This is a genomic window from Vibrio artabrorum (assembly GCF_024347295.1).
GTDB classification, from domain to species: domain Bacteria; phylum Pseudomonadota; class Gammaproteobacteria; order Enterobacterales; family Vibrionaceae; genus Vibrio; species Vibrio artabrorum.
The window spans coordinates 1,874,043-1,889,590 of record NZ_AP025458.1; the positions used below are offsets into that span (position 1 = coordinate 1,874,043).

Consider the following 15,548-nt stretch of genomic DNA (forward strand, 5'->3'; position numbering starts at 1 on the left):
GGTCTATTTCCATGAAAATCTTTAGTGCATCGAATCCGACAGAAGCTCATATCATTTGTGGGTTACTAGAAAGCGAAAATATTGCGTGTGAAGTCCGAGGAGAAGGGTTATTTGGTTTAAAGGGAGAAATCCCTTTCACAGAAGATACAGACCCTTACGTTTGGCTATGTGAGCCAGAAATGACCGACAAAGCACGTTTAATTGTTAGTGAATACCAAAAGCAGCAAGATTCCATCATCTATGAAGAATGGCGTTGCAGAAAGTGTCATGAAATCAATGAGGCTCAATTCGGGTCTTGTTGGCAATGTGGTACCGCCTCTCCTGAATAGAAACTATTCATTACAGCTAAAATCCATCTGACAAAAAAGCGGGGCTCAAAAAATGGGAAGCTAATGTTCACCTCCCATTTTTTCGGCGTTCACGTTGAGCTTGTTGTCGCCGTTACTTTGAGGCATATGGCGAATGTAAATCGCTTTTTAAGATTTACTGCAGTTGCTTTTGAATAAAGGCAATCGAACGTTGGTTAAACTCTTCAGGGTTTTCCACGTTGCATACGTGTCCGCAATTCGCTATTTCGACCAACTCACTCGCCTCATGTGCTTCCACCATTTCTTTTACAGGCTTAATGAACATGTAATCGCGCTCTCCCATCAAATAAAGAGTTGGGATCGGTAATTCTCTATCTTTAAAGTACTTCATAAGAGGGTTCACATCAGCGGTTAGAATAAACCAGCGTTTAAACTCTTTTTGACACAATTTTTTGGCTTCGCGGATAAATAGATGACGCGACTCTTTCTGGTTTTTTTGTGGCATGACAACATAAGCAAAAAGGCGGTATAACCACATGTATGGAATGATGTGCTTGCTTAAGTTACCCAGCTTTATCAATACTTGAGAGCGAGTATTGAGCTTTGTCACCGCCCCACCGAGCACCATAGAACGCACCCGCCCTGCGGCTAACTCTGCAACATTACGAACAATAATGGTCCCCAACGACATGCCCACGAAATGCGCTGAACGGATTTTTAGATGATCAAGGACTTTAAGGATATCGAGTGTGACCGCTTTAAACGTATAGCGATTCGCTATCAGCTCTTTGAGTATATTGTCTGACTTGCCGTGCCCTCTCAGATCGATAAGAAGCAAGTTAAAATGCTGTTTATAAGCTTTAATTTGCTTAAACCAGATCGAGGAACTGCCGCCTGCACCATGCACAAATACCACCCATTCATCGCTCGTAGGGTGAGTAAATGTTTTATGAAATAATAAACTCTCAGACATACCTATCACTTTAATTAATAAAATGGAGCTCAGCCTCATCACAAGGCTATACTTAAGGATATCACGCAATCCTGAACTTTAAATGATAATAGTGTTAAAGTTCATGTCCGTCAGATAAATCGTTGCGCCACCTTTCCTTCCGGAGTGATATGAGTGTGCAAACTTTGTCTTTGTCCCCCCCCTGATTGAACGGACGAAAAAACAAAAAGGCCCTCTACTGCTAGAGCGCCTTTCATTATCACAAATCATTGCCGTTCATTGGCTAAATTAATAGACTAAGTCAATGCCTTAAAGAGCAGAATGATACATCGACAGATACTCTTTTGCCGCGCATTCCCAACAAAAATCTTGCTGCATCGCATAAAGCTGAACTCGCTTAATTTCAGAGGGGTTTTGTGCGTAAAGTAGTAATGAACGATGCAATACCGCGAGCAACGCTTGCGGTGTCGGCTCTTCAAAAGCAAAGCCCGTCGCGAGGCTAGGATCCTGATCATAATCATTCACACTGTCTTTTAAACCACCAACAGACCGCACAATAGGTAAAGTCCCATAAGCCATGCTGTAAATTTGATTTAAACCACAAGGTTCGAATTCAGAAGGCATCAAGAAGAAATCAGAGCCAGCTTCAACCAAATGTGCTAATTCGTTATTGTACGCTTCAACAAATGAGAACTTTTCTGAATGAAGTGCTGAGATCTCTTTCAACTGACTAGCCAAAACCGGATCACCAGTACCGACAATCACTATCTGAAGATCGTTTTTCAAGAACTGCTCAATAATGGGCAATAAGTAATGCACGCCTTTTTGATGGGTCAAACGACAAACCATACCGTACACCGCACAATTCAGGACCGGAAGACCAACACTCTGTTGTAATTTTTGTTTACAAGCTGATTTTCCGCGAACCATGCTGTGTTTGGTCGCTTTGTATTTGCGAGGAAGGAATGCATCAGTTTCCGGATTCCATGCCCCGTAATCACACCCATTCAAAATGCCGAACAGATCAGCTGATCTATGTTGGAATTCTGCAGCCATACCGTGGCTACCTAATTCCGTTTTCAACTCTTCTGCATAGGTAGGGCTGACAGCATTAATTTTATCAGCGCACAACACACCGGCTTTTAGCATAGTGACATGCGTATCACTCACCGCAGCTTCAGGGACGTTGTAACTGTGCATTTCAGGCAAGCACTGCAATTCGTCATAGGAGAATACCCCCTTGAAAACCGCATTATGAATTGAGATTACACTGCGTGTATTTTTAAAGAAATCGTTCTCTTGGTAACGAGACTTAAGTAAGAAAGGGACAAAGCCAGTATGCCAGTCATTCGCATGAACGATATCAGGCTGAAACCCTAGCTTCGGCAACATATCCAGACAAGCTGCGCTAAAAAACGAGAAACGCTCTCCATTGTCGATATAAGCTTGATTGTTCTCGGCATACATTTCAGGGCGATCGAAATATTGAGCACACTCAATGCCAAAAACTTGAACGCCTTCAACACTCAACGTCTTCACCTGATAAGCCGTATACGGCCAATGAGCGAGCTCAGTTGATAAAATGACTTCTGCCGAATCAATATTGGGAATATTTCGATAAGCAGGAATCGTCACTCGTACGTCCTGTTCGAGTGTTTGTAACGCTTTAGGCAGTGCCTTGGCTACATCAGCCAAGCCACCACTTTTAATCAATCCTTCAACTTCAGATGCTACAAAAAGTACCGATAAAGTCTTAGTAACCAATTCGAGCTCCTTTCTCAATAACGACCACACCGTCCTCGGAAACGTGGTAATGCTTTTTGTCTTCTCTCAAATTGACGCCAATCTGTGTGCCTGGGGCAATATCAGCATGTTTATCAACGATGACACGACGAAGCACACAACCCTCACCCACTTTAACATCACCCAATAAGATACTCTCGCTAATATCACACGCTGATGCAATATTACTGCGAAAACCGAGTACGCACTTCTCAATACGAGAGCCACGCACGTAGCTACCATTACATACGAGACTGTCGATGATTTGAACTCGACCATTTGCGGAATCAGTGAACGTCGCAGGTGGTAGCGGCGGGTAATAAGTGTGCAGTGGCCACTTGCGGTTATAGAGCGAGAATGGCGCATCTTTCTCCAGAAGATCCATATGCGCTTGCCAGTAAGCATCAATCGTACCGACATCACGCCAGTAAACCTCTTCTTTTTCACCGGTAATGCGGTTAGTACTGAAATCGTAAACAAACACATCACCACGTGGAAACATGTTTGGGATAATGTCTTTTCCGAAATCATGAGAAGAATCAGGTTTATCTGCATCTTCCGTTAGTTCAGCAAACAGTTCTTTCGCTTCGAATACGTAATTACCCATTGAAACAAGCGCTGATTCAGGATCCCCTGGGATCGACTTTGGATTTGCAGGCTTCTCTTCAAAGCCAATCATACGGCCTTCAGCATCAACTTCAATAACACCAAACTCAGAAGCTTCTGAAAGTGGCATACGCAATGCTGAAACCGTCAACGCGGCTTGCTTTTCTTTATGAAAATCAAGCATCTGTTTGATATCCATTTTATAGATATGGTCAGAACCGAAAATACAAACGTGATCAGGTTCTTCTAACTCCATAAAGCTCATATTTTGGTAAATAGCATCTGCGGTGCCTTCATACCAACGCTTTCCTTTACGCATTTGCGCCGGAATTGGGTCAATAAAGCGATCTGTTATACCACTGATATTCCAGCCTTTTTTCATATGGTGGAACAAAGATTGTGATTTGAATTGTGTTAGAACATAGATCTTCATTAAATCAGCATTAACGAAGTTGTTCAAAGCGAAATCAATCAAGCGGTAGCTACCGCCGAAAGGTACCGCGGGTTTGCTGCGAGATTCCGTTAAAGGTCTTAAGCGCGAGCCTTCGCCACCGGCAAGAATCATACCCAATACACGAGCCATTTTATTCTCCATATAATTTATAGTCGATGCCAGAGCTCATAGAGGTATCTTCCTCTGAGAGGATGAGCACTAACACTTATTTCGGTACTTAGAGAATATCCATTCATATTTCGTGAAAATTACCCTAAGCCAAACGTTGTAATACATGCATTATTAGTTGCACTTAGTTTTATATACGTTATCGACTTTTTTGCCGATTTCAATTTTTAATACGCTATTCTGCGCTTCGTAAACCGATGGCCTTCCCAAGGCTTAGGGCAGGTCACATTACACCGCCCAAATGAAACATAACATTAACACCGACCGCACATTAGGTATACAACTAAACACACAACCAACCACTACATTATTTTCCTTAGGTTACATTCCCGTTAAAGTTACATAAGAAGAGATGATTAATTTTTGTCATTTATTTCACTGTGTGAATTTAATAAGCTCTCGCCGGCAACGGGACCAACCAAGCTGTTGCATATTTAGTCATATTCTGTTCAAAAAAAAACAGCCTAGTGGCTGTTTTTTTCAATCAATGTGTCCGTTATTTCTCTTTCGGCTTTTTACGTTTATCTGTAACTTCCCACTTACCGTCGATATACAACGCTGTCCAACCCGAAGGTTTTCCATCGACTTCAGTACGAACGTAGTTTTCTTTCGTCTTACGACTAAAACGTACCACTGTCGGCTTACCATCAGGATCAGCAACTGGCGCTGATGTTAGGTACTGGAATTTAGGTGAGATACGGTCTTTAAAACGAACTAGTTCTTCCACTAATGGGGCACGTGTTTCTCGTGATTTAGGGAAGTTGCTCGCGGCCATAAATAGACCAGACGCACCGTCACGAAGCACAAAGTACGCATCTGAGTTTTCACAAGGCAGTTCAGGGAAATGCACTGGATCTTCTTTCGGTGGTGCGACTTCGCCATTTTTCAGAATCTTACGCGTGTTCTTACAATCGTCACTCGTACAATCCATGTATTTACCAAAACGACCGTTCTTCAGAACCATGTCAGAACCACATTTATCACACTCAACAAGTGGACCATCGTAGCCTTTCACTTTGAATTCGCCGTGCTCAACCACATAACCTTCACAGTTCGGGTTGTTGCCACATACGTGCATCTTACGCTTATCATCAATCAGATAAGCGTCCATTGCCGTTTCACAAATAGGACAACGCTTTTTAGCTCGAAGTGCAGCGGTTTCAACGTCTTCTTCAAGCACATTGATAATGCCTTCTTCATCACCAAGGTTAATGGTTGTCTTACAACGCTCTTTTGGTGGCAGTGCATAGCCAGAACAGCCAAGGAATACGCCTGTCGAAGCCGTGCGAATACCCATCTTACGGCTACAAGTCGGACACTCAATATCGGTTTCCACGATATGATTTGGCTTCATGCCACCCGCATCTTCGTCTAAGTCTGCTTTTTCCAAATCGCCTGTAAAGTCTTCGAAGAAGTTATCGAGCACGCCTTTCCAGCTTGCTTCACCTTCTGCGATTTGGTCCAACTTCTGCTCCATACGAGCAGTGAAGTCGTAGTTCATTAAGTCATTGAAGCTGCCGTCTAGACGGTCAGTAACAATTTCACCCATCTTCTCAGCATAGAAACGACGCTGTTCAACTTTTACATAACCACGATCTTGAATCGTCGAGATGATTGATGCGTATGTTGAAGGACGACCAATACCACGCTTCTCAAGCTCTTTAACTAGCGCCGCTTCAGTGAAACGAGCCGGTGGCTTAGTGAAGTGCTGTTTCGGGTCTAGCGCGATCAGATCCAACTTATCGCCGATCTGAACGGCAGGAAGGATCGTATCTTCGTTCTTGCCCATTGGACGCTGAACACGAGTCCAACCATCAAATTTAAGAATACGACCTTTCGCTTTCAACGTGTACTCATCAGCTTTAACGCTTACTGTCGTTGAATCGTATTGAGCTGGCGTCATTTGACACGCTACGAATTGATTCCAAATTAGCGAGTAAAGCTTGTGTGCGTCTGCGTCTACGCCGTTTAAGTCTTCCGACTTAACATCTACACTTGAAGGACGAATCGCTTCGTGGGCCTCTTGAGCGCCCTCTTTGCTGCCGTATACAAGTGCTTTAGGTGGAAGATATTGCGCGCCGTACTCAGAACCAATGTATTCACGAGCGGCTTCAACAGCTTCTGAACTCAAATTGGTTGAGTCAGTACGCATATAAGTGATGTAACCCGCTTCATACAAGCGTTGAGCCAGCATCATGGTTTTCTTTACGCCGTAGCCCAGACGTGTACTCGCCGCTTGTTGCAGCGTCGATGTGATGTAAGGGGCAGACGGCTTACTCTTGGTTGGGCGGTCTTCGCGTTTACACACTTCATATTGCGCTTTTTCTAAAACACTAACAGCCGCTTGAGTTTGCGCTTCGTTGTCAGGTTTAAACGCAACACCGTTTTTCTGAGCAACTTGCAGTCTGAAAGCCGTTTTGTCGCTTGTTTTAGTGTCGGCATGCACATCCCAGAACTCTTCGGGGATAAAGGCGTTAATTTCGCGCTCACGTTCAACCAGTAACTTTACGGCTACCGATTGAACGCGACCAGCAGATAAACCTCGAGCTACTTTTTTCCAAAGCAGCGGTGACACCATAAAGCCAACAACACGGTCCATAAAACGTCGTGCTTGTTGTGCGTTTACGCCATCGATGTTTAGCTCACCTGGGGTTTCGAAAGCTTGCTGAATAGCATTCTTGGTAATTTCGTTAAAAACCACTCGTTTGTATCGCGTTTCATCGCCACCGATGATCTCACGAAGGTGCCATGCGATAGCTTCTCCTTCGCGGTCCAAATCGGTTGCGAGATAAACATGATCTGCGTTCTCAGCCAGTTTTTGCAATTCAGCAACGACTTTCTCTTTACCCGGTAGAATTTGGTAGTTCGCTTCCCACTCATTGTATGGGTTAATACCCATTTTTTTAATCAGAGCTTTGCGATCTTTTTCTTTCTTGATACGAGCTTTATCTTCTGGGCTCATACCCTTTGTTGAAACTGCTGCAGCCTTTTTACCAGTACTTTGACCCGCCGTTGGTAAATCACGTACGTGACCTACACTGGACTTAACGACAAAGTCTTTGCCAAGATATTTATTGATAGTTTTAGCCTTGGCTGGCGACTCCACTATAACGAGCGATTTACCCATATTGACTCTAACGTCCTTAATCACGATGCTTTAACACCAACAATTCAACTTGTGGGCTTTTACGCATGATATTCTAAATTCATTGCTTCTTTTTTTACTATTGTGCGAGATTACTAGAAGATCAACCGCTTTTTTCAAAATTAGATCTGATTGCTCGACAATTCGACGACTCCGAAGATAAAAGGGCCACAATATAAAGAAGCGCGAAAGTATCTATTCAAAATACTTGCAAGAGCCTATTCATCAGGCATTACGTAGAAACGTGGTCATACTAATCTTGTCCACGAATCTAACGCGAGCCTCATTCCATTATTTTTGCCGTGAATCACAAAATAAATTGTGTAAATCCCAAAAGACGCTCTTAATCGATTGTAAAACCATTGAATTTCTACTGGGACACCATAAACTCAACATTATGTTCAGTTATCAGAGATAAACTCATGACAAAGAAAGTAATAGCAGAATTTGATTTACTACTTATCGCAAACCAAATTATCCAGTCACATGATGACTACATTGAAGGCATGCGCGCAAACAGCGTCGTAGAAAAAGATGATGTACTCGTATTCAAAGGCGAATATTTTTTAGACAACAATGGACTGCCAACTGAAAATACAACCGCGGTATTTAACATGTTTAAATACTTAGCGCACCATCTTTCGAAAGAGTTTACGCTTCAATAATAATGAAAAAGCTTGCCATTTAGGCAAGCTTTTTCACTTTATCCACTTTTATTGACTCAACATTTTCAGCTTGTCAAAGTAATCAGGGAATGTCTTTGACGTGCAACCCGGATCATTGATAGTAACCGGAGTATCACTCATGGCAACCAAAGAGAAACACATCGCCATACGATGGTCGTCATAGGTATCAATCGCCGCGTGTTTGAGTTCAGCAACCGGGTTAACAATGATGTAGTCTTCACCCTCTTCCACTTCAGCGCCAACTTTACGTAATTCTGTTGCCATCGCCGTTAAGCGATCTGTTTCTTTAACACGCCAATTATAGACGTTACGGATGACCGTTTGACCTGTAGCAAACAGTGCCGTTGTCGCAATAGTCATCGCCGCATCAGGGATATGGTTATAGTCCATATCGATGCCTTTTAGATCACCTCTGCGACAGATAACGTAATCGTCGCCCCATTCGATTTCTGCTCCCATTTTTTCGAGCGCGTCAGCGAATTGAATATCACCTTGAATGCTATTTTTACCAATCCCGGTGACTTTTATCTCACCACCTTTGATGGCTGCAGCAGCAAGGAAATATGACGCCGATGATGCGTCACCTTCAACCAGTAAATCGCCCGGCGCCGAGTAAAATTGCCCCGTAGGAATCACAAACTCTTGGTAGTTATGATTGATCACATCCACACCAAATTGTTTCATAATATGTAGCGTGATATCGATATAAGGTTTAGAAACCAAATCACCATTAATTTTAATCGTGATTTCACCTTCAGCCAAAGGCGCTGCCATCAAAAAGGCCGTGAGGAATTGACTCGAAATTGAACCGTCGATAGAAACCGTACCACTTTTAAGACCTGTACCAGTGATCTTCAACGGCGGATAGTTTTCGTTTTCTAAGTATTCAACGTCGGCACCGGCTTCTCGCAATGCTGTGACTAAGTGACCGATTGGACGCTCTTTCATGCGCGGCTCACCAGTAAGAACGTATTCGCCACGACCTAAACAGAGTGCAGCAGCAAGCGGGCGCATCGCTGTACCGGCGTTACCTAAGAAAAGATCGAGCGCTTTGTCACTTGAAAACACTCCCCCTACTCCCGTCACTTCACAAACGGTTCTGTCTTCAGAGAGTTGATAATGAACACCTAGCTGAGTTAGAGCATTCAACATATGGCGAATGTCATCACTGTCGAGTAAGTTTGTTAAACGCGTTGTTCCCGTTGAAAGTGCCGCCAAAAGAAGGGCACGGTTAGACACGCTTTTTGAGCCAGGTAAGTTAATTTCCCCGCTCACTTTTTGAATTGGTTGTAACGTAAGGCTTTCCATTAATTCTTATTGTCCTTGTACCACCCGAAGCCACTGGTGCGTATTCATTTTCGGGTGATGAATAATTCTTCGTACTTGCAGACTAACGAAATTTTTCAATGAACTCCAGAGCTAATCCCCCGACAAAAGACGATTAATTAGCCAACCAAGCGGATTTACCCACTAGTACACAAGGTCAACTCGAACACCATCAGAAAAGTAGAGAATTCTCACATCATCCCCCCGATTAAAAAGCATTGAATTATCGACGTCTTGAATAATATTAACTAATTTATCATCTTTAGTTTTAATCAATAGCTCAACCAATTTATATTCCACTTTGTATTGTGTGTTACCTCGATGATGAGCAATCCCGGCCCCCGCCACAGCACCGACAGCCGTTGCGACTTCTTTGCCAGTACCGCCGCCAAATTGATTACCTATCAAGCCACCAATAGCCGCACCTAATAAGGTTTCCCAACCATTCGCTTTCGACTCTACGATCTCTTGTTGAGTAATGTATCTAACCGTGTCAACCTCGCCGTAAACAACATCATTCACTGGGCGAGCTTGGTTGCGGTTATAAGCGGCATTTGCCAACATTGGCAAAACAAGTAAAATCCAAAGTAACTTCTTCATAGTAAAATTCCTAGAGACCTTTTGGTCAGTGATGAACCTGTAAACCGGTACTTATGACGATATATTTAACCGAACTTGATATGACTAGTATAGAGTTTCCGTCGCCCTTTGATGCGCTGGATGAACCCAACGGTCTGCTCGCCTTCGGGGGGGATTTGTCACCCTCGCGAATTTTAAACGCTTATAGCCAAGGGATATTTCCATGGTATGGCCCAGGAGAGCCTATACTTTGGTGGAGCCCTGCGCCACGAGCGGTATTTAATCCTAAGACATTCGTGCCATCAAAAAGTCTTAAAAAATGTCAAAAAAAGCATCGTTACCGTGTCAGCATCAACCAAGCAACGGACAGAGTCATTGGTTATTGTTCTTCACTCAGACCCGAGCAAGAAACCTGGCTAAACAGCGATATGCAGTCAGCCTACCGCAAACTCGCTTCATTAGGATTCTGTCACTCGGTGGAGGTTTGGCAAGATGATGAGCTGATCGGCGGGCTTTACGGCTTACAAAGAGGCCTAGTCTTTTGTGGTGAATCGATGTTTAGCCTGAAGAGCAATGCCTCTAAAATCGCGCTGTGGTACTTTTGCGACCACTTTACGAAGTTCGGTGGCAAGCTCATTGATTGCCAAGTAATGAACCCTCATTTGGAATCATTGGGGGCTGTAGAGATCGAGAGAGATGAATTTCTAAGCTCTCTGCAATTACTCAAAGAAACCCCTATTGACGATGCATGCTTTGAAAAACAATGGCTAGAGGAAATGCCGTAATGAATCCAAATTTACAACAAATCAGAATTGGATTGACAGACAATCACCCTTGTAGCTATTTGCCCCACCTCGAAGAAAGAGTAGCCGTCACGCTTGATGAAGATATGCACACCTCAGATAACTATGAACTGCTGCTTGCAAACGGGTTTCGACGCAGTGGAACGACGATCTATAAACCTCACTGCGATCATTGCTCGGCTTGCCAAGCGATTCGGCTTTCGATTCCCGAATTTAAATATTCAAAAAGTCAACGACGAGTTTTGAACAAAGCCAAAACATTTCATTGGGAACTGAAAGACATGATGGATGACAATTGGTTTGACTTATACAGTCGCTATATCACCGCTCGTCACCGTTCCGGAACCATGTTCCCACCCAAGAAAGAAGAGTTTCTACAATTCTCTACAAATGATTGGCTTACCACAAAGTTCATGCACATCTATGATGAGAACAAGTTGGTTGGCATCGCCGTTACCGACATCATGTCTCACTGTACAAGCGCGTTTTATACCTTCTTCGATCCTGATATAGACATTTCTATGGGAACACTTGGCGTTCTATTTCAGATCAAACATGCCCAGAAAGAACAAAAACAGTGGTTATATTTGGGTTATCAAATCGATGAATGCCCGGCGATGAGCTATAAAGTACGATTTCAACGTCATCAAAGGCTAGTAAATCAACGGTGGCAAGGGTAGAATACGCGACAACTTTACATATTTTGATTTTAACGGCACAATCAAGCCGTTGAAAACCGCCAAATTTCGAAAGAGGATTAGATGGCTAAAGAAGACGTAATCGAGATGCAAGGCACAGTCCTTGATACTCTACCAAACACAATGTTCCGTGTTGAGCTTGAAAATGGTCACGTAGTGACAGCACACATCTCTGGTAAAATGCGTAAGAACTACATCCGTATTCTTACTGGTGATAAAGTCACTGTTGAGATGACTCCATACGACCTTTCTAAAGGCCGCATCGTCTTCCGTGCTCGTTAATTTTTAATTATCGAATACGATAAAAAACGGAGCTCAATGCTCCGTTTTTTATCGCCTAAACTTTTCTACTGCTCAAGTAACATCAATCTCGCAAGCATAAAAAAACGCACAACCTGAGTCATGCGTTTTATATTTGCACCCTTATCACTTCATTAGTGCATAACCTCTTCTTTAGCACCAACATAGACGAAATCCAATGCGTCTTTTTTCAGGGATACTTTCACCGTACCACCATCCACCAAGCTACCGAACAGTAACTCATTAGCAAGTGGTTTCTTAAGCTTGTCTTGAATCACGCGTCCCATTGGACGAGCGCCCATGGTCTTGTCGTAGCCTTTGTCAGCCAGCCAATGACGAGCCTCCTCAGAAACCTCTAAAGAAACCCCTCGGGCGTCCAGTTGAACCTGAAGTTCAACGATAAACTTATCGACCACTTGGCTAATCACACTTGGATCTAGACTGTTAAACCAGATGATATTATCAAGGCGATTGCGGAACTCAGGTGTAAATACTTTCTTAATTTCACCCATCGCATCTGGCGCATGATCTTGTTGGATTAAACCGATCGATTTCTTCTCAGTTTCAGCTACACCTGCGTTGGTCGTCATCACAAGAATTACATTACGGAAATCGGCTTTACGTCCATTGTTGTCCGTTAGTGTGCCGTTATCCATCACTTGTAATAACAGGTTAAAGATATCTGGGTGAGCCTTCTCAATCTCATCAAGTAGTACCACTGAATGTGGGTTTTTGATCACAGCATCCGTTAATAAACCGCCTTGATCGTAACCTACATATCCAGGAGGAGCACCAATCAAACGGCTTACCGAGTGACGTTCACCATACTCCGACATATCAAAGCGCAGAAGCTCAATACCCATCAATTTCGAGAGTTGAACGGTCACTTCAGTTTTCCCCACACCGGTAGGGCCAGCAAACAGGAAGGAACCAACCGGTTTATTGTCCGCCCCTAACCCAGCACGAGTCAGCTTAATCGCTTCACTCAATACGTCGATAGCTTGATCTTGTCCGAATACCAACATTTTCATGCGGTCATCCAGTTTCTGCAGTGTATCTTTGTCTGAAGAAGAGACTGATTTTTCTGGAATACGAGCCATTTTCGCGACCATTGACTCGATATCAGCAACACTGACCGTTTTCTTACGACGGCTTGCTGGGGTCAAGCGACTACGAGCACCCGCTTCGTCAATAACATCAATCGCCTTATCAGGAAGGTGGCGTTCATTAATGTATTTAGCTGAAAGCTCCACAGCCGCACGCAATGCTTTATTGGTGTAACGCACTTCGTGGTGAGCTTCGTATTTTGACTTCAAGCCAATCAGGATCTTGGTTGTGTCATCGAGAGATGGTTCAACAATATCGATTTTCTGGAAACGGCGAGATAGCGCACGCTCCTTCTCAAAAATACTGTTGTATTCTTGATATGTCGTTGAGCCGATACAACGTAATTTCCCACTGCTTAAAAGCGGTTTAATGAGGTTGGCGGCATCCACCTGCCCACCTGACGCTGCACCCGCACCAATAATGGTGTGAATCTCGTCGATGAACAGAATTGCGTCTTCTTCTTTTTCCAGTTGCTTGAGAATCGCTTTAAAACGTTTCTCAAAATCACCGCGATATTTCGTTCCAGCAAGCAGTGAACCTATATCTAAAGAATAGATCACACTGCTTTGAATGATGTCAGGCACTTGCCCTTCAACAATGCGCCATGCAAGACCTTCCGCGATAGCCGTTTTACCTACACCGGCTTCACCAACCAACAGAGGGTTATTCTTGCGTCGACGACATAAAACTTGAACGGTACGCTCAAGCTCTTTATCACGCCCGATCAGTGGGTCGATATTACCTTGCTTCGCCACTTCGTTGAGGTTGATTGCGAAATTTTCGAGGCGATCTTCTGAACTCGCCTCTTCAGCACTCTCTGCACCACCAAATGAATCAGACGGTGATGAACCATCACTTTCATTACTGGCTTTGGTAATGCCATGAGAAATAAAGTTAACAATATCTAAGCGGCTAATGTCGTTCTTTTTGAGTAAATACGCCGCATGAGATTCTTGCTCACTGAAAATAGCCACAAGTACATTTGCACCTGTCACTTCACTGCGACCTGACGATTGAACATGGAAAACAGCACGCTGAAGCACTCGTTGGAAGCTCAACGTAGGCTGAGTTTCGCGAGTCTCGTCGCTTTCTGGGATAAGTGGGGTCGTTTGGTCGATAAAAATATCGAGCTCATTGCGAAGAGCATCAAGATCAGCCTGACAAGCTTGGAGCGCTTCCTTGGCCGCATCATTTTCTAATAATGCTAGTAGGAGGTGTTCGACAGTCATGAATTCATGTCGCTTGTCTCGCGCACGAGCAAATGCGCCATTTAAACTCGTCTCTAATTCTTTATTTAGCATAAGTACCTCCTAAGGGAACAACAGTGTTGTTCGAGCAATTTATACTTGCTCCATTGTACATAGTAGCGGATGCTCATTTTCCTTTGAGTACATCGTTACCTGCGCTACCTTTGTTTCTGCTATTTCAGCACTGTATGTGCCGCATATAGCTTTACCTTCATAATGAACCTTGAGCATCACTTCCGTTGCTTTTTCGATATCTAGTGAGAAGAATCGCTCTAGGATCTCGATTACAAAGTCCATAGGCGTGTAGTCATCGTTATTCAACACAACGTGATACATTGCCGGTGGCTTTACTTTTGTTGTCTCTTTCTCCAGTAAATCTGAGCCTGGAGATGCCCATTCAAAGTTTCTGCTCATATTGGCTTTGCTAGGGGTTACTTTTCGGAATTGATGAACGTTCAGTTAACTCAAATTTACCACATTCACACATGACGGTGTACTAAGAAACTGCACCAAGAAACAGTACCAAAAAATATTCCTCTATACTGAGCCTAATCCACCATTTCCATCGCTGCAAATAAAAGTTCTCGATTAACAAGATTAACATAGGTGATTGATTAAAAAAGACACCACAACCATTCACCCGCCCAATAAACCCTCCAGTAAGTTACAAGTCTGTTAATAGCTTACAGCAAACCTCGAATGTGATTTGTTATTAAAGCTGATCACTTTTATAGCAATTTACTATTGACTGTGCTCAATCATTAGCTACATTGGAGCTAAACGGCTATTTTTAATACAACTGATTAACACGATATCAAATATCACAACAAGGAATCATCACGCAGGGTCGCGTTAAATTCCGTAAGCAATGTATGTAATTCAAGCTATCAGCTGAAATTCTTTAGTTGGTAGGAATGATATCAATCGGACTTACAACAATTGATATAACAACGTTAGTAACAAAATGCATGAGGGATGTATAGCATGGCTACAGGTACAGTAAAATGGTTTAACAACGCCAAAGGGTTTGGCTTTATTTGTCCAGAAGGTGAAGAAGGTGATATTTTCGCCCACTACTCCACAATACAAATGGAAGGTTATCGAACCTTAAAGGCTGGCCAGCAGGTCGACTATGAAGTAGAAAGTGGCCCCAAAGGCTCGCATGCGAGCTCTATTGTTCCTGTAGAAGGTAGCGCCGCTAAATAGGCGACGGTCAAACCATGTTGACCTACATGAGTTCACTTTAAAGGCTCACAGGTAAGCAAAACATTAAAGCCGCTCATTTAATTGCTGTAACAATAGGCTTAAATGAACGGTTTTTTCTATTTTTATTCATTGGTTCCAGCGCCCTTCCCCAAAAAATAATTTTACGGGTATTAGGCCAAAG

Annotated in this window: 14 protein-coding genes; 6 read left to right on the forward strand and 8 right to left on the reverse strand. The window is 43.3% G+C overall.

Features of this window, described 5'->3' with window-relative positions; translation table 11 throughout:
- Positions 1-11: 11 nt before the first annotated feature.
- On the forward strand, positions 12-329 hold the full coding sequence (locus OCU36_RS08420; RefSeq protein ID WP_261837591.1) for a putative signal transducing protein: 318 nt from the start codon (positions 12-14) through the stop codon (positions 327-329).
- Positions 330-483: 154 nt separating this feature from the next.
- Here the strand turns inward: OCU36_RS08420 and OCU36_RS08425 are convergent, their stop codons facing one another.
- The 4 genes from OCU36_RS08425 to topA form a co-directional block, all read right to left on the reverse strand.
- Positions 484-1,281 (reverse strand): alpha/beta fold hydrolase, encoded by a 798-nt coding sequence (locus tag OCU36_RS08425; RefSeq protein ID WP_261837592.1) that lies wholly within the window; start codon positions 1,279-1,281, stop codon positions 484-486.
- A gap of 288 nt (positions 1,282-1,569) precedes the next feature.
- The gene (glgA, locus tag OCU36_RS08430) at positions 1,570-3,024 is read right to left on the reverse strand and encodes a glycogen synthase GlgA (RefSeq protein ID WP_261837593.1); all 1,455 of its coding nucleotides are present in this window, start codon (positions 3,022-3,024) and stop codon (positions 1,570-1,572) included.
- Positions 3,014-4,231, reverse strand: coding sequence for a glucose-1-phosphate adenylyltransferase (gene glgC / locus OCU36_RS08435; RefSeq protein WP_261837594.1), 1,218 nt, complete (start codon positions 4,229-4,231; stop codon positions 3,014-3,016). The genes glgA and glgC overlap by 11 nt, the downstream gene beginning before the upstream one ends.
- 535 nt (positions 4,232-4,766) lie before the next feature.
- A complete protein-coding gene (gene topA / locus OCU36_RS08440; protein WP_261837595.1) occupies positions 4,767-7,397 on the reverse strand; it encodes a type I DNA topoisomerase in 2,631 nt (876 codons plus the stop codon).
- 440 nt (positions 7,398-7,837) lie between these two features.
- Between topA and OCU36_RS08445 the strand changes: the two genes are divergently transcribed.
- Positions 7,838-8,080 carry a YciN family protein gene (locus tag OCU36_RS08445; RefSeq protein WP_261837596.1) on the forward strand — a complete coding sequence of 81 codons (243 nt, stop codon included), beginning with the start codon at positions 7,838-7,840 and terminating at the stop codon, positions 8,078-8,080.
- A 48-nt stretch (positions 8,081-8,128) separates the two neighbouring features.
- On the opposite strand, the gene aroA is transcribed toward OCU36_RS08445, so the two are convergent.
- Entirely contained in the window at positions 8,129-9,409 is a 1,281-nt protein-coding gene (gene aroA, locus OCU36_RS08450) for a 3-phosphoshikimate 1-carboxyvinyltransferase (RefSeq protein ID WP_261837597.1), read from the reverse strand.
- 162 nt (positions 9,410-9,571) lie between these two features.
- Positions 9,572-10,027 carry an outer membrane lipoprotein gene (locus OCU36_RS08455; protein ID WP_261837598.1) on the reverse strand — a complete coding sequence of 152 codons (456 nt, stop codon included), beginning with the start codon at positions 10,025-10,027 and terminating at the stop codon, positions 9,572-9,574.
- Positions 10,028-10,080: 53 nt separating this feature from the next.
- On the opposite strand from OCU36_RS08455, the gene aat reads away from it, so the two are divergent.
- The 3 genes from aat to infA all read left to right on the forward strand — a co-directional run bounded on the left by aat (position 10,081) and on the right by infA (position 11,789).
- Positions 10,081-10,791 carry a leucyl/phenylalanyl-tRNA--protein transferase gene (gene aat / locus OCU36_RS08460; protein ID WP_261837599.1) on the forward strand — a complete coding sequence of 237 codons (711 nt, stop codon included), beginning with the start codon at positions 10,081-10,083 and terminating at the stop codon, positions 10,789-10,791.
- Entirely contained in the window at positions 10,791-11,489 is a 699-nt protein-coding gene (locus tag OCU36_RS08465; RefSeq protein ID WP_261837600.1) for an arginyltransferase, read from the forward strand. Before aat ends, OCU36_RS08465 begins: the two co-directional genes overlap by 1 nt.
- 81 nt (positions 11,490-11,570) lie before the next feature.
- Positions 11,571-11,789, forward strand: coding sequence for a translation initiation factor IF-1 (gene infA / locus OCU36_RS08470; RefSeq protein WP_001040192.1), 219 nt, complete (start codon positions 11,571-11,573; stop codon positions 11,787-11,789).
- A 152-nt stretch (positions 11,790-11,941) separates the two neighbouring features.
- Here infA and clpA read toward each other — a convergent pair whose 3' ends face one another.
- Positions 11,942-14,215 carry an ATP-dependent Clp protease ATP-binding subunit ClpA gene (gene clpA / locus OCU36_RS08475; RefSeq protein WP_261837601.1) on the reverse strand — a complete coding sequence of 758 codons (2,274 nt, stop codon included), beginning with the start codon at positions 14,213-14,215 and terminating at the stop codon, positions 11,942-11,944.
- A gap of 39 nt (positions 14,216-14,254) precedes the next feature.
- Positions 14,255-14,575, reverse strand: a complete 321-nt coding sequence (gene clpS / locus OCU36_RS08480; protein ID WP_261837602.1) for an ATP-dependent Clp protease adapter ClpS — start codon at positions 14,573-14,575, stop codon at positions 14,255-14,257.
- 570 nt (positions 14,576-15,145) lie between these two features.
- Here clpS and cspD point away from each other — a divergent pair.
- Complete coding sequence (gene cspD / locus OCU36_RS08485) at positions 15,146-15,367, forward strand: cold shock domain-containing protein CspD (RefSeq protein ID WP_261837603.1); 222 nt, start codon at positions 15,146-15,148, stop codon at positions 15,365-15,367.
- Positions 15,368-15,548: the final 181 nt, after the last annotated feature.

Coding starts and splice junctions, on each gene's coding strand:
- OCU36_RS08420 (WP_261837591.1), top strand. CDS start 12: ATGAAAATCTTTAGTGCATCGAATCCGACAGAAGCTCATATCATTTGT.
- OCU36_RS08425 (WP_261837592.1), bottom strand. CDS start 1,281: ATGTCTGAGAGTTTATTATTTCATAAAACATTTACTCACCCTACGAGC.
- glgC (WP_261837594.1), bottom strand. CDS start 4,231: ATGGCTCGTGTATTGGGTATGATTCTTGCCGGTGGCGAAGGCTCGCGC.
- topA (WP_261837595.1), bottom strand. CDS start 7,397: ATGGGTAAATCGCTCGTTATAGTGGAGTCGCCAGCCAAGGCTAAAACT.
- OCU36_RS08445 (WP_261837596.1), top strand. CDS start 7,838: ATGACAAAGAAAGTAATAGCAGAATTTGATTTACTACTTATCGCAAAC.
- aroA (WP_261837597.1), bottom strand. CDS start 9,409: ATGGAAAGCCTTACGTTACAACCAATTCAAAAAGTGAGCGGGGAAATT.
- OCU36_RS08455 (WP_261837598.1), bottom strand. CDS start 10,027: ATGAAGAAGTTACTTTGGATTTTACTTGTTTTGCCAATGTTGGCAAAT.
- aat (WP_261837599.1), top strand. CDS start 10,081: ATGACGATATATTTAACCGAACTTGATATGACTAGTATAGAGTTTCCG.
- OCU36_RS08465 (WP_261837600.1), top strand. CDS start 10,791: ATGAATCCAAATTTACAACAAATCAGAATTGGATTGACAGACAATCAC.
- infA (WP_001040192.1), top strand. CDS start 11,571: ATGGCTAAAGAAGACGTAATCGAGATGCAAGGCACAGTCCTTGATACT.
- clpA (WP_261837601.1), bottom strand. CDS start 14,215: ATGCTAAATAAAGAATTAGAGACGAGTTTAAATGGCGCATTTGCTCGT.
- clpS (WP_261837602.1), bottom strand. CDS start 14,575: ATGAGCAGAAACTTTGAATGGGCATCTCCAGGCTCAGATTTACTGGAG.
- cspD (WP_261837603.1), top strand. CDS start 15,146: ATGGCTACAGGTACAGTAAAATGGTTTAACAACGCCAAAGGGTTTGGC.